The sequence below is a fragment of the Bradyrhizobium monzae genome, from assembly GCF_021458635.1.
Lineage (GTDB): Bacteria > Pseudomonadota > Alphaproteobacteria > Rhizobiales > Xanthobacteraceae > Bradyrhizobium.
On record NZ_JAIRDQ010000003.1, the window covers coordinates 455,963 to 475,538 of the forward strand.

20 protein-coding genes are annotated in these 19,576 nt (G+C 64.5%); 12 read left to right on the plus strand and 8 right to left on the minus strand.

Going from position 1 to position 19,576, the window contains the following annotated elements:
- Positions 1-21 precede the first annotated feature (21 nt).
- A complete protein-coding gene (gene petA / locus K3F49_RS15675; protein ID WP_027529194.1) occupies positions 22-552 on the minus strand; it encodes a ubiquinol-cytochrome c reductase iron-sulfur subunit in 531 nt (176 codons plus the stop codon).
- Between the two features lie 279 nt (positions 553-831).
- Between petA and K3F49_RS15680 the strand changes: the two genes are divergently transcribed.
- The 8 genes from K3F49_RS15680 to K3F49_RS15715 all read left to right on the plus strand — a co-directional run bounded on the left by K3F49_RS15680 (position 832) and on the right by K3F49_RS15715 (position 6,392).
- Positions 832-1,290: a tRNA (cytidine(34)-2'-O)-methyltransferase gene (locus K3F49_RS15680; protein WP_234681837.1), complete on the plus strand. Its 459-nt coding sequence runs from the start codon at positions 832-834 to the stop codon at positions 1,288-1,290.
- Between the two features lie 18 nt (positions 1,291-1,308).
- Positions 1,309-1,941 (plus strand): 7-carboxy-7-deazaguanine synthase, encoded by a 633-nt coding sequence (gene queE, locus K3F49_RS15685; protein WP_234681838.1) that lies wholly within the window; start codon positions 1,309-1,311, stop codon positions 1,939-1,941.
- Positions 1,942-1,957: 16 nt separating this feature from the next.
- Entirely contained in the window at positions 1,958-2,323 is a 366-nt protein-coding gene (locus tag K3F49_RS15690) for a 6-pyruvoyl trahydropterin synthase family protein (protein ID WP_234681839.1), read from the plus strand.
- 120 nt (positions 2,324-2,443) lie between these two features.
- Complete coding sequence (gene hemF / locus K3F49_RS15695) at positions 2,444-3,331, plus strand: oxygen-dependent coproporphyrinogen oxidase (RefSeq protein WP_234681840.1); 888 nt, start codon at positions 2,444-2,446, stop codon at positions 3,329-3,331.
- Complete coding sequence (locus K3F49_RS15700) at positions 3,322-4,071, plus strand: HAD family hydrolase (protein WP_234681841.1); 750 nt, start codon at positions 3,322-3,324, stop codon at positions 4,069-4,071. Before hemF ends, K3F49_RS15700 begins: the two co-directional genes overlap by 10 nt.
- A gap of 313 nt (positions 4,072-4,384) precedes the next feature.
- On the plus strand, positions 4,385-4,603 hold the full coding sequence (locus K3F49_RS15705; RefSeq protein ID WP_234681842.1) for a YodC family protein: 219 nt from the start codon (positions 4,385-4,387) through the stop codon (positions 4,601-4,603).
- A 1,079-nt stretch (positions 4,604-5,682) separates the two neighbouring features.
- Entirely contained in the window at positions 5,683-5,922 is a 240-nt protein-coding gene (locus K3F49_RS15710; protein WP_234681843.1) for a DUF3551 domain-containing protein, read from the plus strand.
- Between the two features lie 191 nt (positions 5,923-6,113).
- Positions 6,114-6,392, plus strand: coding sequence for a hypothetical protein (locus tag K3F49_RS15715; protein WP_234681844.1), 279 nt, complete (start codon positions 6,114-6,116; stop codon positions 6,390-6,392).
- An 89-nt stretch (positions 6,393-6,481) separates the two neighbouring features.
- Here the strand turns inward: K3F49_RS15715 and K3F49_RS15720 are convergent, their stop codons facing one another.
- Together K3F49_RS15720 and K3F49_RS15725 are read right to left on the minus strand one after the other, a co-directional pair.
- Positions 6,482-7,555, minus strand: coding sequence for a TauD/TfdA family dioxygenase (locus tag K3F49_RS15720; RefSeq protein ID WP_234681845.1), 1,074 nt, complete (start codon positions 7,553-7,555; stop codon positions 6,482-6,484).
- A 1,014-nt stretch (positions 7,556-8,569) separates the two neighbouring features.
- Positions 8,570-9,031, minus strand: coding sequence for a tetratricopeptide repeat protein (locus K3F49_RS15725; RefSeq protein WP_234681846.1), 462 nt, complete (start codon positions 9,029-9,031; stop codon positions 8,570-8,572).
- A gap of 242 nt (positions 9,032-9,273) precedes the next feature.
- On the opposite strand from K3F49_RS15725, the gene K3F49_RS15730 reads away from it, so the two are divergent.
- A complete protein-coding gene (locus K3F49_RS15730; protein ID WP_234681847.1) occupies positions 9,274-10,098 on the plus strand; it encodes an outer membrane protein in 825 nt (274 codons plus the stop codon).
- Positions 10,099-10,809: 711 nt separating this feature from the next.
- On the opposite strand, the gene K3F49_RS15735 is transcribed toward K3F49_RS15730, so the two are convergent.
- The 5 genes from K3F49_RS15735 to K3F49_RS15755 are packed head-to-tail and all read right to left on the minus strand — an operon-like array spanning position 10,810 to position 14,419.
- Complete coding sequence (locus K3F49_RS15735; RefSeq protein WP_234681848.1) at positions 10,810-11,580, minus strand: TSUP family transporter; 771 nt, start codon at positions 11,578-11,580, stop codon at positions 10,810-10,812.
- On the minus strand, positions 11,577-12,833 hold the full coding sequence (locus K3F49_RS15740) for a CCA tRNA nucleotidyltransferase (protein ID WP_234681849.1): 1,257 nt from the start codon (positions 12,831-12,833) through the stop codon (positions 11,577-11,579). Before K3F49_RS15740 ends, K3F49_RS15735 begins: the two co-directional genes overlap by 4 nt.
- A 25-nt stretch (positions 12,834-12,858) precedes the next feature.
- Positions 12,859-13,122, minus strand: coding sequence for a DUF6111 family protein (locus K3F49_RS15745; protein ID WP_234681850.1), 264 nt, complete (start codon positions 13,120-13,122; stop codon positions 12,859-12,861).
- On the minus strand, positions 13,119-13,811 hold the full coding sequence (locus K3F49_RS15750; RefSeq protein ID WP_452101103.1) for a CoA pyrophosphatase: 693 nt from the start codon (positions 13,809-13,811) through the stop codon (positions 13,119-13,121). Before K3F49_RS15750 ends, K3F49_RS15745 begins: the two co-directional genes overlap by 4 nt.
- A complete protein-coding gene (locus tag K3F49_RS15755; RefSeq protein ID WP_234681852.1) occupies positions 13,808-14,419 on the minus strand; it encodes a DUF1285 domain-containing protein in 612 nt (203 codons plus the stop codon). Before K3F49_RS15755 ends, K3F49_RS15750 begins: the two co-directional genes overlap by 4 nt.
- A 279-nt stretch (positions 14,420-14,698) precedes the next feature.
- On the opposite strand from K3F49_RS15755, the gene K3F49_RS15760 reads away from it, so the two are divergent.
- Genes K3F49_RS15760 through K3F49_RS15770 form a run of 3 tightly spaced genes read left to right on the plus strand, consistent with a single transcriptional unit; the run spans position 14,699 to position 19,451 of the window.
- Entirely contained in the window at positions 14,699-15,697 is a 999-nt protein-coding gene (locus tag K3F49_RS15760) for an AAA family ATPase (RefSeq protein ID WP_234681853.1), read from the plus strand.
- Positions 15,697-16,641 carry a DUF58 domain-containing protein gene (locus tag K3F49_RS15765; RefSeq protein ID WP_234681854.1) on the plus strand — a complete coding sequence of 315 codons (945 nt, stop codon included), beginning with the start codon at positions 15,697-15,699 and terminating at the stop codon, positions 16,639-16,641. Before K3F49_RS15760 ends, K3F49_RS15765 begins: the two co-directional genes overlap by 1 nt.
- Complete coding sequence (locus K3F49_RS15770; protein WP_234681855.1) at positions 16,638-19,451, plus strand: DUF4159 domain-containing protein; 2,814 nt, start codon at positions 16,638-16,640, stop codon at positions 19,449-19,451. The genes K3F49_RS15765 and K3F49_RS15770 overlap by 4 nt, the downstream gene beginning before the upstream one ends.
- The last annotated feature ends 125 nt before the right edge of the window (positions 19,452-19,576 follow it).

Here is a 19,576-nt window from a genome sequence, read left to right on the forward strand (position 1 = left end):
CTTCGGACGCGGGTCCGAAGCTCAGCCGATCTGGATTTTGGTGTCGGAAACGAACTGGTACGGCGGCACCGGCAGGTTCGCGGGCGCGGGCCCCTGGCGGATGCGGCCGGACGAATCGTACTGCGAACCATGGCAGGGGCAGAAGAACCCGTCGTAATTGCCTTCATGAGCGATCGGGATGCAGCCGAGGTGGGTGCAGATGCCGATCACGACCAGCCACTGGTCATGGCCGGCTTTGACCCGGGCCTCGTCGGACTGCGGATCGGGCAGGCTCGCCACGGGAACGGCGCGCGCCTCGTCGATCTGCTTCTTGGTGCGGTGACTGATGTAGATCGGCTTGCCACGCCAGAACACCTTGATGTCCTGCCCCTCGGCGACCGGGCTCAGATCGACCTCGATCGGCGCACCGGCGGCGATGGTCGAGGCGTCCGGATTCATTTGGGAGATAAAGGGCCAGAGCGCAGCTGCGCCCCCTACTGCTGCAGCTGCCCCCGTTGCAACGAATAAGAAATCACGGCGTGTCGGATGGTCCGCCGAAGACGCTGTCGTCACGATTCCAACCCTTTCTTCTTGTGCTGCCGACGGAACCGCTCCAGGAGCCCCCAAGGTCCCCGGAACAGTCTGCCGGCGCCCGCGGCCCCCCGCGGCGGCAGAACTTGGCGTGTCTCCACCAAAACAAGGCGAAAAACAGCAGTCCAGAATCGTTCTATTGGCACCCTTGCAGGACGAGCGCAAGCCCGCTAACGGCGCGGGAGCGTGCAATGCACGAATTCCGCGGCCAGCGATGTTTTATTGAGACATTTCCGGCCCACAACCGACCGACCATCGCCCATGCAGATCGCACTTTTCCAACCCGACATCCCCCAGAACACCGGCACGATTCTCCGCCTGTGCGCTTGTCTTGGCATCGCCGCCCACATCATCGAACCGGCCGGCTTCCCGGTCTCCGACCGGCATTTCCGTCGGGCGGGAATGGACTACCTCGACCACGTCAGCATCGCCCGGCACGATTCCTGGTCGAAATTCGAGGAGTGGCGGGCGGCACACAGTTACCGGCTGCTGCTGTTCACCACCAAGGCCGCCACTGATTACCGCGATTTTCATTACCAGACGTCGGACATCCTGCTATTCGGGCGCGAGAGCGCCGGTGTCACCGACGCGGTGGTCGAGGCCGCGGATGCGCGGCTGGTAATCCCGATCAGCCCGGGGCTGCGGTCGCTCAATGTCGCCATGACCGCGGCGATGGCCGCAGGCGAAGCGCTCCGGCAGGTCCGGACCCCGCACGATTGATAGTTTGAGGAGAGAGCAGTGAGTTACGCGGTCAAGGAAATCTTCCTGACCCTGCAAGGCGAAGGCGCCCATGCCGGGCGCGCATCCGTGTTCTGCCGTTTTGCCGGCTGCAACCTCTGGAGTGGCCGCGAGGCGGACCGCGGCCATGCGACATGCCAGTTCTGCGACACGGATTTCGTCGGCACGGACGGCACGCTCGGCGGCCGTTACGCCTCGGCCGTGGAACTCGCCGACACCATCGCCGCGCAATGGACGGCTTCCGCCGACAACCGCTACGTGGTGCTGACCGGCGGCGAGCCGCTGCTGCAGGTCGATGACGCCCTGGTCGAGGCGCTCCATGCTCGCGGCTTCGAGATCGGCGTCGAGACCAACGGCACGGTTGCTCCGCCGGACGGCCTCGACTGGATCTGCGTCAGTCCCAAGGGCGGCAGCGAGCTCGTGCTGAAGCGTGGCCACGAACTGAAGCTGGTCTATCCGCAGGCTCTCGCTGCACCCGAGACTTTCGAGGGCCTCGCCTTCGAGCGCTTCTCGCTGCAACCGATGGACGGGCCCGAGGTCGCAGATAACACCGCGCGCGCGATCGACTACTGCCTGCGCCATCCGCAATGGCGGCTGAGCGTGCAGACGCATAAATCGCTCGGCATCAGATAGGACGGGTTGACGACAGATGTGGGAATTGACGAAATCGTTCCGCTTCGAGGCGGCGCATTCGCTGTCGGGAACGACCTTTGGCGCTGATAGCGAAGAGATCCACGGCCACTCCTTCCGCGCCGAGGTGACGGTGCGCGGCATCCCCGACCCTGCGACCGGCATGGTGGTCGATCTCGGCCTGCTCCAGCGCGCCATAGAGGACGTGCGCGTGACGCTCGACCACAAGTTCCTCAACAAGATCGAGGCGCTGGGCGCACCGACGCTGGAGAACCTGTCGCGCTTCGTCTGGGAGCGGCTCGCGCATATCGGCAAGCTGACCCGCGTCAGCATCCACCGCGACAGTTGCAACGAGAGCTGCACCTATTACGGTCCGCAAGCGTGAGATTTCGTAGGGTGGGCAAAGCGTAGCGTGCCCACCATTCAAGACAACGGTGATAGATGGTGGGCACGGCGCGACCGCGCCTTTGCCCACCCTACAGGGCCGGTGCGCCGGGGTTAGACCATGGACGTTTCGACAATCGAAGACCGCAAGGCCCGCGCCCGCGGCTGGTTCGAGCATCTGCGCGACGACATCTGCGCGAGCTTCGAACGGCTTGAGGATGAGGCGCCGCAAGGCCTCTATCCCGGCGAGGCCGGCCGCTTTGCGCGGACGCCATGGCAGCGCACCGATCACTCTGGCGCTGCCGGCGGTGGCGGCGTGATGTCGATCATGCACGGACGCCTGTTCGAGAAGGTCGGCGTGCATTGCTCGACCGTGCACGGCGAGTTCGCGCCCGAGTTTCGCGCGCAGATTCCGGGCGCGGCTGAAGACCCTCGCTTCTGGGCCTCCGGGATCTCGCTGATCGCCCACATGCGCAATCCACACGTACCGGCCGTGCACATGAACACGCGCTTCGTCGTCACCACCAAGGCGTGGTTTGGCGGCGGCGCCGATCTCACGCCGGTGCTCGACCGCCGGCGCACGCAGGAGGATTCGGACACCCTCGCCTTCCACGCCGCGATGAAGGAAGCCTGCACAGGACCGAACGGCGTTGCCGATTACGACAAGTACAGGAAGTGGTGCGACGAGTATTTTTATCTGCCGCACCGGAAAGAGGCGCGCGGCATCGGCGGCATCTTCTACGACTGGCATGACAGCGGCGACTGGGACGCCGACCTCGCCTTCACGCAGGATGTCGGTCGCGCGTTCCTGAAGATCTACCCTGAAATCGTCAGGCGCAATTTCGCGAGCGCCTGGACCCGAGAGGATCGCGAGGAGCAGCTGATCCGCCGCGGCCGCTATGTCGAGTTCAACCTGCTCTACGACCGCGGCACCATCTTCGGTCTCAAGACCGGCGGCAATGTGGATTCGATCCTGTCGTCGCTGCCGCCGGAGGTGAAATGGCCATGACGACGAAGCCTGCAATCAAGCCGCTGCCGCGCGCCATGCTGATCGACATGGACGACACCATCCTGTCGGCCTATGGCCGGCCCGAGATCGCCTGGAACACGATCGCGGAAGAATTCGCCGAGGAGCTCGCACCGCTGCCGCCGCGAGAGGTCGCCACCGCCGTGCTGGCCTATGCGCAACAGTTCTGGTCGACCGCGGAAGCCGCGTGGCGGATGAAGCTCGGCGAGGCGCGACGACTCACGGTGCGCGGTGGCTTCGCCGCGCTCGAAGCCCGCGGCCACCGCGCCCTCTCCGACGATCTCGCCGCGCGCCTCGCCGATCGCTTCACCACCTATCGCGAGGAGGCGATCTTCGTTTTCCCCGGCGCACATGATGCGATCGACGCATTCAAGGCGCATGGCGTCAAGCTCGCGCTGGTCACCAACGGCGCCGCCGACATGCAGCGCGCCAAGATCGAGCGCTTCGAGCTGACCCATCGCTTCGATCACATCCAGATCGAGGGCGAGCACGGCTTCGGCAAGCCGGAGGAGCGCGCCTATCTGCACGCGATGGAGGCGCTCGGCGTCACCGTCGAGGACACCTGGATGATCGGCGACAATCTGGAATGGGAGGTCGTGGCGCCGCAGCGTCTCGGCATCCATTCGATCTGGATCGACGTGCATGGCGATGGCCTGCCCGAAGGCTCGACCGTCAAGCCGGATCGCATCATCAGCTCGCTGACCGAGCTCATGCCGGGCTAAATTCCGAAAACAACCCCATGCACAGTAGGCTGCTGCAAAATCAACAGCTTGCCGCCAAGCGTAACGTGGCTGCTGATTTTACGAAATCATTTGACGCGTCGGGCAAAACAGGCGCATGATGCCACCATCGCCGCGCCTGGGACGGAATACTCCTGAAGCGACCATCGAGCGATCTCCCACTCGAACCTCTGCCATCGACGTTTCGCGCAGTCCACGCAAGCCGGCGCAATTCACGGGTCTCGCAGCCCGTGATCGGCGTGTCATGACGGCTTGCTAGCCTTCGCTCTCTTCGATCAACCCGAAAGGACCATCCATGGAACTGAAAACCGGCGACGTCGTGATGCTGAAATCCGGCGGCCAGCCGTTGACCGTCGCAGAGGTCAAAGGCGACGACATCGTCTGCCTCTGGATGGGCTCGGAGGGCGATCTGTTCCGCGAGACGCTGCCGCTCGCGACGCTCGAGCGCCTGGAAATCGAAGACCACGATGAGGACGACGAAGACGAGGAAGAAGACGACGAGGACGACGAGTAGGCGCGCCCAAGATCGTATCCTGGAGTTCGTATCCTGGTCAGACCGGCGCGCTCAGCTCCGGCACATCTGATGTCCGCTCCTCCGCCAACAACGGCGCAGGAGCGGACATCGCTGGATAGCGCAGACCATACGACGATTGCCACTGGCGCCGGCCAGTGTTGGAAACACGCTCCATGATCAGGCCATACCAGCTGGAACGGCTATCGCGAGATGCCGGCATGGAGTAGAATTCATCGACAACGACGCCAGGCACACGTTCCGTACACTATTGAGCTCCGTCACAGGGTGGCGGACGCCTCAAGCAGGAGGGGTGGCAGATGGCAGATGAAGTTGCGCGCGGACCGCGCGATTCAACGGAGTGGCATCCCAGCAAATATGCGCTCTGGAGCGAGCGCTGGGGCGACGGGGTCAACACGCCGACCTCTATCTTGCTGCGTCATCCAACGGCTCCGTTTCTCCGTACCGTCCCCGCTATTGATGATTCCCATATGCAGCGCGTGGGAGCGGTTGGGTGTTGTACGGGGGCGGAGGAAAGGTGACGTCAAAGTTGACGTCCCAGGACATGGTGCCGATATCGGTGTCGATCAGCGCGGAGACAAGCTGATCCGGCTCGTTGGTCAACACGGTGGTCGATGTCGGCAGAATTTGAATCCCCCTCATGATGAGGTAGACGGCCGGATCGCCACCGCACCCGACGGAACGCCGCGTGTCCAGTGGCAAGCCGCGAGCAAGCCCGACACGGCTGGCAGCCGAACCAGGACTACACCATATTCGTTCGTGTTCTGGGGGACGCCGAAAGAGGCTGGGGCTCTTGTCAGCAAGGTTGATAGGCGCGATTGCAGCGACAGCAGTTGCGCGCGGGGGAGAAAGTTGTTTTCCGCATGTTCAACTTCGTTTGACGTTGTGCTGGTCAAGAGACGCTTGCACGCGGATATTGCCATGAGCGGATGACAAGCTTTCGCAACTCCTCAGGAACGATGTCGTGTAACGCCGGGTTGATGCTTGCCGTTGAGGCAACAATTCGTTAGCGATATTCGGCGGCCGGCACTCGCCGTTCTGCTGACATGTTGGAGGATCTCATGCGGATCGTCGCGCTGGTTGTCTTCATGGTGGCGGGGCTCTCCTCCGCAGCGCACGCTGAGCGTGACTATCCCTGGTGCGTCTTTGGCGGAGATCTCGGCTTCCCCGGCGAGTGCATGTATTCGACGCGAGAACAGTGCCTGGCCTCGTCATCTGGGCGGTGGAACACCTATTGCGATGTGAACCCGCGCGTGAGATTCAAACAGCAGCTGCCGCCTCCGCCGCCCCGGACGCGCTGATCACGCTGGCGGCTCCTGCACCCGGACAACCAGCCCGCGATGTCGACAAGCGACATTTGCCAAATCGCACGATCGCTCGCCCCATGCGGGTCCCTGATGCCGGGGATGTGACCAGTCGTGAAACCCACACCCGTTGGGGCTCTGCAGCCGAGGCTTAACTAGGGAGCCTGAGGGCAGCTGGAGAAAAAGCGATGCGTTCTATTTTGGCTCTGAGCCTTTTGATGATCGCCCTGGGCGGCATTGCGAACGCGGCGCCGGCGCACCACACCCACCGGCACACCGTGGTTCGCTCCCATCAGGGCACATTCGCGCCAGGCGCGACTTCGAGCTTTGCCTATGCGCCGCCTCGGCCGGCGACCGAATCCCGGTCCACCTCCTCCTGTGACCAGCCAGAAGCGTATTTCGGCGCTTGTCAGGGTTACGCGCCGGGCGAGAAGGAGCAGTTTCTGAACAGCTTGCACGGTCCATAGACGATAGAGCCCACGTGCTTGGGTCAGCTCATCTCGCCTGCGAACCATCGGGACGAACGCGATCGCGCGCCGTCGTCCGACCTGGACCATCAATCCAGCGGAACGTTCAGACTGGTCCCTTTGGTGATAATGCCGCCACGGTTGCCGATCTCGATCGAGCCATAGCGCTGCCTGAAGCAATCGGGCAGCGGCCGGTCACCTGCCATGCTGAGCCAAAGGCGCAGCAAATGACGCTTTTGGCTTGCATCGGGCCAATCGCGGAATCCGGTCCGGTCATGCAGGAGAGCATGATTGTACACGAACTGCATGTCACCCGGCTCGAGCCGCATGCCAAAATGCAAGCTGGGGTCATTTGCGAGCGCGTCGAAGAGATCGAGCGCCTCGACGTGAGCCGACGTCAGTCTCGGCGCATCGGGAAAGCGCTGCGCACTGTCGATATACTGGCGCTGATAGAACCCGGTCAGGAATCCCGCATGCCAATTCAGCACGGGGATTTCGAGATACGGCTTCTCTTTCTCCGGCACCTCGCCGCGCCGGTCTGTCGCAATGGGATCAAACAGGAGAGCGGCAAGGTCGGGACGCCTGTCGAACATCTCGTTGTAGATCGACGTCGTGCTGACCAGGAGAGAATCCCCTCCTTCCATCGCCTCGCGAATGCATAACAGTCCAACCACGTCGGACGAATCCGTGTGGAAGGTCTGCCGTTCCGACGTCTGATAAATCCGGGTGTTCGGATCTTTGGCGTCGGCGCCGACGTCACGGACATGACCGAGAATATGCCCGGCCGCATTTTGCGACCGCGCCGATCCGAGATGCGCGCCCACCCCGCAAAAGATCGTAGCGGCAAACTCCTGGCTGTAATTTGCCACCGGGAGGCCGCGAATAACTTCGAAGCCCAGACCGGAAAGCAGCGTTGTCTTGAGCTCTTCCAGATGCGCGCCGAGGCGAGGAAGCGGAAAGCTTTCCCTGGTGATGCCGGCGATCTTCCTGCTTCGACCGAGATAGGATTCAGCCGCGTGCTCGAGCTCCGCGATCTCGCTGGCCGCAAGCGATATCAGCCAGCGATCAGGGTTGGCCTTCATCTCAGCGCCTAGCCAGGCCGATGGAATGTCGATCTTCCCCGGAGGGCGATTGATCGCGCCGGGGGCCGAGGCCACGTTCATAGTGTTGGCTCCTGACAAGATGGGTCGTCGGTGAGAGCGTCGGACCATCGACGATATTGTGCAGACCGCGTGTGTGCAACTTGGCGGGTCCACTGCATGGGCGCCCGGGCAATCGTGGCACATAACGTTGAGATCAGATCTGCGGCGGAACGCACATCGCTGGATGTCACAGAAGGGCCCCAGACGCCGACATCGCAACGGCGCGAGCGAGCGGCGTTCTGTCGGCCCATGTCGATGGCGCAGATGGTCCTGCGCCCTGCAAATTGCCGGTATCCGAATGTTATGATACAACCAGTGGCTGTCGGGACGGCTGTTCCGTCCCGCATTTGGGAGGTACGTTATGCGATCGTCATTAGGCTTCGCCGTGCCGTCAGTCGTCGTTACCTTGTCAATGGTCTTGCTGTGCAGCAGCACGGCAATGTCACAACCCACTCCAAACTCCTCGCTTCCCGCCGTCTCGGTTGAAGCCCCAAAGGCAAGGCCGACTGTTGTGCCGAGGCAGGGGCCAACGACCGTGACTTCCTACCACCACCGGGCAACCGGCTCATCGACCGCTCAAGGGCCGGTATTCGGGCCGAATACAGTCTTGGGGAAGCTGGCCAAGCTGGAGCGATCTGCCAGCAGCTGTAACGGTGGCTGCGAAACAAGTTACGCTGTCGGCAACGCTCCCTGGGTTGGCTGCAGTCATAGTACGGAAATTTATATTGGAAACTTCTCGTCGACGTGCCGGGACACGCTCAGCTACAACACCTACGCACAGTGCATAGAAACCAAGACTTTGCTCGGCGCGACACCGAAAGAGTCTCGGTGGATTTGCAGCAGCCTGCAAGCCGGGGGCAACTTGCCCGGCGAAAAGCGAGTCGCCGAAAGCCGCCGCTAGTCCACGCCGCCCACCCACTGCATGAAGGACGCTGACAGCATGGCTCGAAACCTTCGAGCCATGCTGAATGTCCGCTTCGGGGTGATGAGCACACGTCGGACAGAGTGCCGACAGCGTGCGGTTCGGCCAACCCGTCAGCGCCGGCCCGTCATCGCGCTCAATTCCGTCTTGACCCGCGCCATGGACTTCGGGCCATCCGGGTCGGACGGAACGAGTTGCGCGTACGCTTCGAAATCGGACAAGGCTTCCGGCAGACTGCGCTTCTTCTCCCGCGCCACGCCACGGTTGTAATAGGATTTGGCAAACTTCGGATTGAGCCGGATCGCTTCGTCGTAGTCCGCGATCGCACTGTCGAGATCGCCCTTGGCGAGGAAAGCGTCGCCGCGGTTGTCGTAGGCCTCGACATATTTCGGATCGAGGCGAAGCGCAGAATCGTAGTCGCCGATGGCGCGACTGAGGTCGCCCTTGTTCTTATGTTCAACGCCGCGGTTCAGGTAGATTTGCGCAAGCTCCTCGCCCCTGAACTCGCCCGACGCAATGGCGCGGGAGCATGCCGCGATGGCAGCGTCGCCGGATTGCCTGGCGCAGGCGTCCACGTCGTCCGATGAGGTCTCCGCAATCGACGGGAGGAGCCGGGATAACCGTTTGCTGTTCCCCTGGGCGCTGATCCCGCCTCCTTGGTCGGCGGCGCAGCGCGAATGGTTCGTTAACCAGACGAGAATGGAACTTCAATTTCGCAGCTCAATCCATCGGTATTTCACAGGGTGTTGCCTGAAGCGCACAGGTATCGTCTCGTACTTGTGGTTAGCTAAGCTCGCGGGCCAACGGGAGATGGTTTGTGCGTAAGTGGCTTCTTGCTGCCATCGCCACGATTGCGATCACTGGATCGGTCAACGCGGCTGATCTCGCGCCGGTGTACAAGGCGGCGCCTGCGGGAGCGGCACCGGTCGCCTACAGCTGGTCAGGGTTCTACCTTGGCGGCAATTTGGGCGTCATGTGGAACGACACACGGGCGGACCCCGTGTCATTTACGACCACCGGCGTCGACTTTTCCGGGCGCCAGGCCGTTGGCCAATTTCCGAGGTTCGACGTCGGCGATACCGCTTTCACCGGCGGGGGTCAGGTCGGATACAATTTCCAATTCGGGTCAAATTGGGTCGCAGGTATTGAAGCCGACATCAACTACAGCGGCCTGAACAAGACCGACACGCGCGTATTCCCGGCGACCCCTTTCATCGGCGGCGGCATCATCGACGCCAATACCGAATCCGCGACACAAAAGCTCGGCTGGCTTGGCACGGTGCGCGGTCGCCTTGGGTTTACGACCTTGAGCAACCGGTTATTTGCGTTTGCGACCGCTGGCCTGGCCTATGGAAAGGTCGACGACAGCATCTACACCATTGGCGTGCCAAACGGCGCGGGCCCATTTCTGATCAGCGCAAGCTCGGCGGCGGTTCGCGTCGGATGGACAGCGGGCGGCGGCCTGGAATACGCATTTTCCAGCAACTGGAGGGCCAAGTTCGAATACCTCTACTACGATCTTGGCACACAAAACCTCACCCTGGATTACGCCCCGCTTCCGGGCGACGCGAACAACACGATCACGTACAGATTTCACAACAACGGCAATCTGGTGCGCGTCGGCCTGAACTACAATTTCTAGAGAGGAGCGGGGCGTCCGCCGCTGCTTCGCGCCGAAGGCCAATTGCCAGCATCGCCGGGGGAGGAGAATTTTTTCTCTTGTCCGTTTGCAGGCGGGATGCCGGCGTCTGACAGGTGGCCTTGATGCAGCTAGGCCGAATCCTTGCTTGGACGTTCTGGATGGCAAAGGCAGCAATTGACGCGAGAGCCTTGAGCCATCATGCCCGCCCGGCGTAGCTGCTCTGTTTTCCGGAGGGCGTCCGGATAGCTCGGAAACTCCTCCCAGAAATAAGTGCTGCCGCGGCCAACGCGGATACTTCCCTGCTGCATTCCCTGGCCATTTCGGCACGCCGCGCATTCCGGGTGGTGGATACGGACGCGCTTGAGCATCGTGTCCCAAAATACCCAGAACATTGATTGTCCTCCCAGGCCTCGCGCTGGAATCTCGTTCGGGCAGATCCTTCCTGACGCCATAAGCGGTGGCCCCTTCCCACGGCCAATTGCCAGCAAAAATTGGCCCCAACTCGAGGCTGGCTGAGCTGAGGCCAATTTGCTGGGCTGACGGGCTTTTACCAGACCAGGCACGTCAGAATGCGCTACAGGCGGCACTCCACACCATTGGCCATCCGGTCTACCTCGAAATTTTCCGAAAGTTCCGAATCGCGCGCTGGCTTTTGCTTGCGCGGTGTCGTTGACCATCGGTGCCCCAACCCCGCCTGACGCCAGGGGCCATCTACCCGATCAGCTGCCTCGCCGCCGCCGAGATCATCATCAGCCCGCCGGTGATCACAGCGACGTCGAGGATCGCCGTGTGAATATGCACCGGCATCCGCTCGACGAAGGCTTTGGCGAGGAACGCGCCTGGGATGGCGATGCCGCCGATCAGCAGCGCGAAGGCGAGCACCTGCGCGGTGACGGCGCCGGCGAGGCCGAACACCGAAATCTTGATGAGGCCGGTGCCGAGCGAGATCATCGCATCGGTCGCGATGACCGCGGCGCCTTCGAGACCCGCGGCCATCAGCAGCGAGAGCAGGATCACGCCGGAGCCCGAGGTGCCGCCGACCAGGACGCCATAGCCGACCGATCCGGCCGCAAGGCCGGTGTCGCCGATCCTGACCTCGCGGCTCCGCAGCACGCGGCGCAGCGGCACGCTGAGGATCAGCATGGTGCCGATCACGAGCGCAGCTCCGGCATTGGTGAGGCGCGTGTAGCCATAGGCGCCGAGCGCGGTGGTCAGCGCCGCGCAGACCAGCACGATAGCTGCGCGGCGGCGGTCGGCATAGCGGAGATAGGCAACCGCACGGCTGGAATTGGTGAAGAGCGCGGAGATCGCGATGATCGGCACCACCGGCTCGGCCCCGACCAGAGGCACCAGCACCAGCGGCATCAAGGCGCCGGTGCCGTAACCGGCGAGACCACCGATGATCGAAGCAAACAACGCCATCAACGCGACCAGAAAAAGCCCGGAAATCGAGATGTCGGCGAAGCCTGAGACGATGGTCACGTTCTCTCATCGCGGCTGATGCGTGCCGCAGCTTGATCGGCGATGGCAGCGAGTGCCGCTTCCTCTAGTGGAAAATCCGCCGCCAGCCAAGCGTCCTCGGCGAGTGTCAACACATGTCCGAGCGCAGGCCCTTCCGCCACGCCGCGCGCGATGAAGTCGGCGGCTTTCAGCGGGAATTTCGGCGCGGTCCAGCGTTGCGGCAACTCAGCGAGCTCGCGCCAGCGCGACGACATCACGTCGCCGCCGTTGCGTGCCCAGGCCAGCAACACACGATCGTGATAGCGCTCGGGCCCCAGCCGATACACCAGCCGCCGCGCATTGGCTTCGTCCTTGGTGGCGAAGCGCCACCAGCGATGGCCCATCGAATCGAGCGCCTTGGCTTCGGCATTGGACAGCCTCAGGCGGGCCGCGACGCGCTTGGCGTCTTCGGTGACGGCGACCGTCAGCGTGGCGAGGCGGCGGGTGCTGCTTGCCGGCAATCCCAGCTCGCGCTCGATCGCGATCATCGCCGTCAGCGGCCCGGTATAGACAACGCCGCCGATCAGCGCCTGCAGCAAGCCGGCATCGGCCATCGCGAGCGCGGCCGCGGACGCGCCGCCCGCCACCAGCAATTTCAGCATCTCGATGCGCACGCGTTCGGCCGAGAGCGCGGCAAGGCCCGCGCGGCCGCGGATGCAGGCGAGATAGCCGTCGCGGTCGGGCTCGCCGGCGCCGAAGGCGGCATGGATGCGGAAGAAGCGCAGGATGCGCAAATAGTCTTCGGCGATGCGCTGGTCGGGATCGCCGATAAAGCGCACGCGCCGCGCCTTGGCGTCCGCGATGCCGCCGACATAGTCGTAGACGACGCCGTTCGCATCGACCGACAGGCCGTTCATGGTGAAGTCGCGCCGCTCGGCGTCCTTCACCCAGTCGCGGCCGAAGGCGACCTTGGCCTTGCGGCCGAAGGTTTCGGTATCCTCGCGCAGCGTCGTGACTTCGTAAGGCGTGCCGTCGACGACCAGCGTGACGGTGCCGTGGTCGATGCCGGTCGGCACGCTCTTGATGCCCGCAGCCTTCGCGCGCCGGACCACCTCGTCGGGGCGCGCCGTGGTCGCGATATCCGTGTCGCCCGGCGGCAGGCCGAGCAGCGCGTTGCGGACGGTGCCGCCGACCACGCGCGCCTCCTCGCCATTGACGTTGAGCAGTTGCAGGACGCGCGCCGTCCCGCCCGAGGTCAGCCAGGGCGCACCAGCAAGGATTGGCTCCGCGCTCATCGTCCGGCCCTTATCTTTTTTCCATTCAACTGTCCCTGCCCGGCACGAGCTTGCCATTCTCGATATGGGCGGGAACGTAGGTCGAGTTCGGCGCAGCGCCGGAGAAATGCGCAAGTCCAACCAGCCCGGCGATCACGAGCACGAGTGCCACCAGCACCAGGCGCGCGACGATGGTGACCGGCCAGGACGATTGTACGAACAGGCCGGACCGCGTGGCGGCGAGGAACAGCGCATAGACGGCAAAAGGGATGAGGAAGATTCCGATCTCGGTCAGGACCGCCCGGGTCATGACGAATAGATCCGCTCATACAGCACGCGCAGCATTCCGGCCGTCGCACCCCAGATGTAGCGCTCCGCAAACGGCATCGCATAGTAAAATCGCTCCATGCCGCGGAATTCCTTGCTGTGCACCTGATGGTTCGACGGATTCATCAGGAAGGATAACGGCACTTCGAATGCGTCATCAACCTCGGAATGGTTGATCGTGAGCTGAAAGCCCGGCCGCACCCGGGCCACTGTCGGCAGGATGCGGAAGCCGAACGCCGTGCCATAGAGATCGAGATAGCCGATCGGCTCGACGAAATCTCTGGACAGCCCGACCTCTTCCTCCGCTTCGCGCAGCGCAGCATCGAGCGGCGAGGAATCGGTCGCGTCGATCTTGCCACCGGGAAAGGCGATCTGGCCGGCGTGATCGTTGAGGTTCGCCGAACGCTGCGTCAGCAGGATGGTCGGCTCGGGACGATCGACCACCGCAATCAGCACGGCGGCGGGGCGCACCGGCTGCTCGCGCGCGACGATCTCGAGCATCTTGTCGGTGCCGGGATCGCCGGAGGCGGGGACGATATTCGGATCAAACAGCCCGGGCGGCACGTCGAAGCCGAGCTTCGCCCTGGAGCGCGCAAAGAAATCCGCCGCGCGGAAAGCGACAGGCTCGCTCATCTCGCTCTCGGACTCACTCCTGGAGATAGGCTTGTTCAAAGCGCGGCCCTCACCTGCTCCGCGTCGGCCATGGCGAAGAACTCGCCGGCCGACTCGACGCCGAACATCGGCTGGCCATCGACCATCCGCTCCTCACCCATGTCAACAAGATCGTAATAGAGCGCGCGGGTGACCTTGGCCCAGAGGTCGGCACGGACATGCAGGTATGGCGTCAACCCGCCGTCCCGGGCCTGCTCGAAGCGCAGCCGGTGCGCGGCATCGCAGGTGACCCAGTCGTCGACATTGGTGCGGAAGCTCAGCACGCGATGGTCGTCCTCGTCGCTCTTCAGCATCTCCACCGCCATGAAGGGTGCGTCGTCGACACGGATGCCGACTTTCTCCACGGGCGTGACGAGGAAATGCTTGTCGCCCTCGCGCTTCAGAATCGTCGAGAACAGGCGGACCAGCGCGTGACGCCCGATTGGCGTGCCCATGTAGAACCAAGTACCATCGGACGCGATTCGGATGTCGAGATCGCCGCAAAGCGGCGGATTCCACAGATGCACCGGAGGCAGGCCCTTTTTGGCGCCTTCGGCACCGGCAGCACTTTTGGCGGCGGCAGTCAGCCCCTCAAGACCGCGATCGGCGCTCTGCCCTTGGTTCGCCATGGTTTGCCCTGACTTTGTCATTTCGCACGGATGTCGTTTGGCACGTTTGGTGCAGGTCTACGTTGTCAATCGGTGCGCGGTTCCATCCCCGGACTAGTCCGGTGTGGAGGTCGCCACTTCGTGATGCCCTACATAACCCTAAGCCGATAAGGTGGGGATAGGTTAATTCAACGAATACATGGCCTTCCTGCAAGTCTAGCATGGGGCCCAAGACGACGTGAATGTCGACGTGAAATGACGACGCAAGATTGCCGCGTGGCAGGCTTAAGGAGCTAACGGATGGCGGAAAGTGTCGAGAAGCTCGAAGACGGCATCGTCCGTTCGGCCGAGCAGGTGTCGAGCCAGGTGCGCGCGGCGAAGGACGCGATCGCATCGGTGATCTTCGGCCAGGATCGCGTGATCGAGAACACGCTGGTCACGATCCTCTCCGGCGGACACGCGCTGTTGATCGGTGTGCCCGGACTTGCCAAGACCAAGCTGGTCGAGACGCTCGGCGTCACGCTCGGCCTCGATGCCAAGCGCATCCAGTTCACGCCCGATTTGATGCCGTCGGACATTCTCGGCGCCGAAGTGCTCGACGAGAGCACCGCGGGAAAACGCTCCTTCCGCTTCATCTCCGGTCCCGTGTTCGCGCAGCTGTTGATGGCCGACGAGATCAACCGCGCCAGCCCGCGCACGCAATCGGCGCTGCTGCAGGCGATGCAGGAGCAGCACATCACCGTCGCCGGCGCGCGCCACGATTTGCCGAAACCGTTCCACGTGCTCGCGACGCAAAACCCGCTGGAGCAGGAAGGCACCTATCCGCTGCCCGAAGCGCAGCTCGACCGCTTCCTGATGGAGATCGACGTCGATTATCCCGATCGCGACGCCGAACGCCGCATCCTGTTCGAGACCACCGGCGCCGAGGAAACGCTGGCAAAGGCATCGTTGACGGCGGATGCGCTGATCACGGCGCAGCGGCTGGTGCGCCGCCTGCCGGTCGGCGATTCCGTGGTTGAAGCTATCCTCTCGCTGGTGCGTTCGGCCCGTCCGGGCCCGGACAGCGGCGAGGCCGGCAAGTTCATCGCCTGGGGCCCCGGCCCGCGCGCCAGCCAATCCCTCATGCTGGCCGTGCGCGCCCGCGCGCTGATCGACGGACGTCTCGCACCCTCGGTCGACGACGTGCTCGACCTCGCCGAACCGATTCTGAAGCACCGCATGGCGCTGACGTTCCAGGCGCGCGCGGAGGGACGCACGATTCCGGACGTGATCCGGCAATTGAAGGCACGGATCGGTTGATGGCCGCAGAGACCGGGCACACAGCAAAGGAGATCATCGCGATCCGACGTGCCGATGGCGAAAGCCGTACGCTCGCCGCTTCGCTGCCACGCCTGGTGCTCGAGGCCCGCCGCATCGCCGCCAACGTCATCCACGGTTTGCATGGAAGGCGCCGCGCCGGCTCGGGCGAGAATTTCTGGCAATACCGTCGCTTCGTGTCGGGCGAGCCATCGCAGAATGTCGACTGGCGCCGCTCGGCGCGCGACGACCATCTCTATGTTCGCGAGCTCGAATGGGAAGCCTCGCACACGGTGTGGATCTGGCCCGACCGTTCGCCGTCGATGGCGTTCGCCTCGAAGACCGCGCGTGAATCCAAATTGGAACGCACGCTGATCGTCGCCTTTGCGCTGGCCGAGCTGCTGGTCGCGGGCGGCGAACGGGTCGGCATTCCAGGATTGATGGCACCGACCGCAAGCCGCAGCGTCATCGACAAGATGGCACAGGCGATGCTGCATGACGATGCCGACCGGCTGAGCCTGCCGCCATCCTTCGTCCCCGCCGCCCTCGCCGAGACGATCGTGCTGTCGGATTTCTGGTCACCGATCGCGGAGATCAGGACCACGCTCGCAGGGCTCTCCGGCTCCGGCGCGCATGGCACGCTGGTGCAGATCGTCGATCCCGCCGAGGAATCGTTTCCCTATTCGGGCCGCGTCGAGTTCGTCGAGCCGGAAGGCTTTGGCGTGATCACCGCCGGCCGCGCTGAAAGCTGGGCGGAGGATTACACCGCGCGGCTGGCGCTGCACCGCGACCAGATCCGCGCCGAGACCAACAAGCTCGACTGGCTGTTCACGACGCATGCGACCGACCGCTCGGCCGCCGAGCTCCTGCTGTTCCTCCATGCCGGCATGCAGGTGAGCAAGTCGGGCGCCCGTACCACTGCGATCAAGGCGGGGCCGGCCGCATGATGGGATTGCCGCTCGCCTTCACCGAACCGCTGCTCCTGATCGGCCTCGTCAGCCTGCCGGTGCTGTGGTGGCTGTTGCGCGTGATGCCGCCGCGGCCGCGCCGCATCGAATTTCCGCCGACACGCCTGCTGTTCGACATCGCGCCGCGGGAAGAAACGCCCTCGCGGACGCCGTGGTGGCTGACCGCGCTGCGGCTCCTGGCTGCGGCTCTCGTCATTTTCGCCGCCGCCGGCCCGATCTGGAATCCGCAGACCGGCCTTGCTGCAAGCAAGGCGCCGCTGATGATCATGCTCGACGACGGCTGGAGCGCCGCATCGAACTGGGACGTCAGGATCAGGGCCGCCGACGAGCTGATCGCCAATGCCGACAACGACCGCCGCGCGATCGCGCTGGTGCCGCTGTCCGAGCCGAACCGCGACATCACGCTGATGCCGGCGGGCGCAGCGCGCGTTGCGCTGCGACAGATCGTGCCAAAGCCCTATTCGATCGAGCGCGTCGAAACCCTCACCGCGGTCGATCGGTTCCTGAAAGCCACCGGCGACTGCGAGATCGCCTGGCTGTCCGACGGCGTCGACACAGGTCGCGGCGAAGAGTTCGTAGCTGGACTCGGCAAGACCTTGGGGGATCGCAGCTTGACGGTGTTCGAAGGCGGCACCTCCTCGCCGCTGGCGCTGGTCGCGGCGGAGAACGCGGCGGCGAAGATGACGGTGAAGGTGCTGCGCACCGACAGCGGTATTGCCGCCGGCACCGTGCGGGCGCTGGACCAGAAGGCCTCGCCGATCGGCGAGGCGCGCTTTACGTTCGGGCCGCAGGACAAGGAGACCGAGGCCGCGTTCGACCTGCCCGTCGAGCTGCGCAACGACATCTCGCGGCTCGAGATCTCCGGCGAACGTTCGGCCGGCGCGGTGCAGCTGCTCGACAAGCGCTGGCGGCGGCGCGCCATCGGCATCGTCTCGGGCGCAAGCAGCGAGACCGCGCAGCCGCTGCTGGCGCCGACCTTCTACCTCACGCGCGCACTGGCGCCGTTCGCCGACGTGCGGCTCGCCGACAAGGGCTCGCCGCAGCAGGGCATCACGCAATTTTTGGATCAAAAACTGCCGATGATCATCCTCGCGGACGTCGGCACCGTCGCGCCAGAATTGCGCGAACGGCTCAACGCCTGGATCGACCAGGGCGGCGTGCTGGTGCGCTTCGCCGGCCCCCGGCTGGCGCAGGCCGAAGACGATCTGGTCCCGGTCAAGCTGCGCAAGGGCGGCCGCACGCTCGGCGGCAGCCTGACCTGGGAGAAGCCGCAGCATCTCGCCGCCTTCGCGGCTGACGGTCCGTTTGCCGGCGTCGTCGTGCCCAAGGACGTCACCGTGAGCCGGCAGGTGCTGGCCGAGCCCGATGCGGTGCTCGCCACCAAGAGCTGGGCCTCGCTCGAAGACGGCACGCCGCTCGTGACCGGCGAGCATCGCGGCAAGGGCATCGTCAGCCTGTTCCACGTCAGCGCCGACATGCGCTGGTCGGATCTGCCGATGTCGGGCACCTTCGTCGAAATGCTCCGGCGCGTCGTCGACATGTCCGGCTACACCGCCAAGCCCGGCGCCGGCGTTGCCGCTGAAGCGACCGCCGAGACGCTGGCACCGCTGCGCATGCTCGACGGCTTCGGCGCCTTTGGGCCGCCGCCGTCCACCGCCAAGCCGCTGACGGCTGATTATCGCGACCGCGCCACGCCGGATCATCCGCCCGGCTTCTACGGTCCAGCAGAAGGACCGCTCGCCGTGAACACGCTCGCTAACGCCGACCGCATCGCAGCCCTCAACACCGCAGGCCTCCGCGCCCGGCACGCCACCTACACCAACGCCGAGCCGCGCGATCTGCGCGGCTGGCTGCTGTCGACCTCGCTGGCGCTGTTCCTGGTGGACGCGATCATCGTGGCGCTGCTCGGCGGCGGCCTCGCTGCGCTGCTGCGTCGTCGCGCCGCGCCCGCCATCATCCTGCTCGGCTTCATGCTCGCAGGCATCGCGGTGCTCTCGCCGACGCCGTCGCGCGCCGACAGCGCATCGGACGAGTTCGCGATGAAGTCGACCTCGCAGACCCGCCTCGCCTATGTCGTCACCGGCAATGCCGACGTGGATTCCATCGTCAAGGCCGGCCTGTCCGGCCTGACGCTGTTCCTGGCGCAGCGCACCGCGCTCGAAGCCGGCGACCCCGTCGGCGTCGATCCCGCGCGCGACGAGCTCGCCTTCTTCCCGCTGATCTACTGGCCGATCGTGCCGGGCGCGCCAAAACCGCCGCAGGACGCCATCAACAAGATCGACGCCTATATGAAGCAGGGCGGCACCGTGATCTTCGACACCCGCGACGCGGTCGAAGCACCGCCCGGCGAGAATGGCGCCTCGCAAACGCCGGGCATGCAGGCCCTGCGCGAGATCCTGTCGTCGCTCGACGTACCCGAGCTCGAGCCGGTGCCGCGCGAGCACGTGCTGACCAAAACCTTCTATCTCTTGCGCGACTTCCCCGGCCGCTTCAACTCGGGCCAGACCTGGGTCGAGGCGCTGCCGCGCGAGGACGATGACGAGAGCGCGCAGCGGCCCGCGCGCGGCGGCGACGGCGTCTCGCCGATCATCATCACCTCCAACGACCTCGCCGGCGCCTGGGCGCTCCGTCCCGACGGCCAGCCGATGCTGCCGTTGACCCCGGGCGAACCGCGCCAGCGTGAATTCGCCTACCGCGCCGGCGTCAACATCGTGATGTACACGCTGACCGGCAACTACAAGGCCGACCAGGTGCACGCACCCGCCCTGATCGAACGGCTGGGGCAATGATGCGGGTTTCGAATCCGAGTACCCGCCCAAATGAAGCCGTCATGGCCGGGCTTAGCCGTCTGAAGGACGGCGTCGCTTCCGCTCGCCTATGCCCGGCCATCCACGCCTTGCCACGCGGCACGAAG

Bases quoted from the DNA above. Each gene is read 5' to 3' on its own strand.
- K3F49_RS15680 (WP_234681837.1), top strand. From the start codon at position 832: ATGCAGATCGCACTTTTCCAACCCGACATCCCCCAGAACACCGGCACG.
- K3F49_RS15690 (WP_234681839.1), top strand. From the start codon at position 1,958: ATGTGGGAATTGACGAAATCGTTCCGCTTCGAGGCGGCGCATTCGCTG.
- hemF (WP_234681840.1), top strand. From the start codon at position 2,444: ATGGACGTTTCGACAATCGAAGACCGCAAGGCCCGCGCCCGCGGCTGG.
- K3F49_RS15700 (WP_234681841.1), top strand. From the start codon at position 3,322: ATGGCCATGACGACGAAGCCTGCAATCAAGCCGCTGCCGCGCGCCATG.
- K3F49_RS15705 (WP_234681842.1), top strand. From the start codon at position 4,385: ATGGAACTGAAAACCGGCGACGTCGTGATGCTGAAATCCGGCGGCCAG.
- K3F49_RS15710 (WP_234681843.1), top strand. From the start codon at position 5,683: ATGCGGATCGTCGCGCTGGTTGTCTTCATGGTGGCGGGGCTCTCCTCC.
- K3F49_RS15715 (WP_234681844.1), top strand. From the start codon at position 6,114: ATGCGTTCTATTTTGGCTCTGAGCCTTTTGATGATCGCCCTGGGCGGC.
- K3F49_RS15720 (WP_234681845.1), bottom strand. From the start codon at position 7,555: ATGAACGTGGCCTCGGCCCCCGGCGCGATCAATCGCCCTCCGGGGAAG.
- K3F49_RS15740 (WP_234681849.1), bottom strand. From the start codon at position 12,833: ATGAGCGCGGAGCCAATCCTTGCTGGTGCGCCCTGGCTGACCTCGGGC.
- K3F49_RS15745 (WP_234681850.1), bottom strand. From the start codon at position 13,122: ATGACCCGGGCGGTCCTGACCGAGATCGGAATCTTCCTCATCCCTTTT.
- K3F49_RS15755 (WP_234681852.1), bottom strand. From the start codon at position 14,419: ATGGCGAACCAAGGGCAGAGCGCCGATCGCGGTCTTGAGGGGCTGACT.
- K3F49_RS15760 (WP_234681853.1), top strand. From the start codon at position 14,699: ATGGCGGAAAGTGTCGAGAAGCTCGAAGACGGCATCGTCCGTTCGGCC.
- K3F49_RS15765 (WP_234681854.1), top strand. From the start codon at position 15,697: ATGGCCGCAGAGACCGGGCACACAGCAAAGGAGATCATCGCGATCCGA.
- K3F49_RS15770 (WP_234681855.1), top strand. From the start codon at position 16,638: ATGATGGGATTGCCGCTCGCCTTCACCGAACCGCTGCTCCTGATCGGC.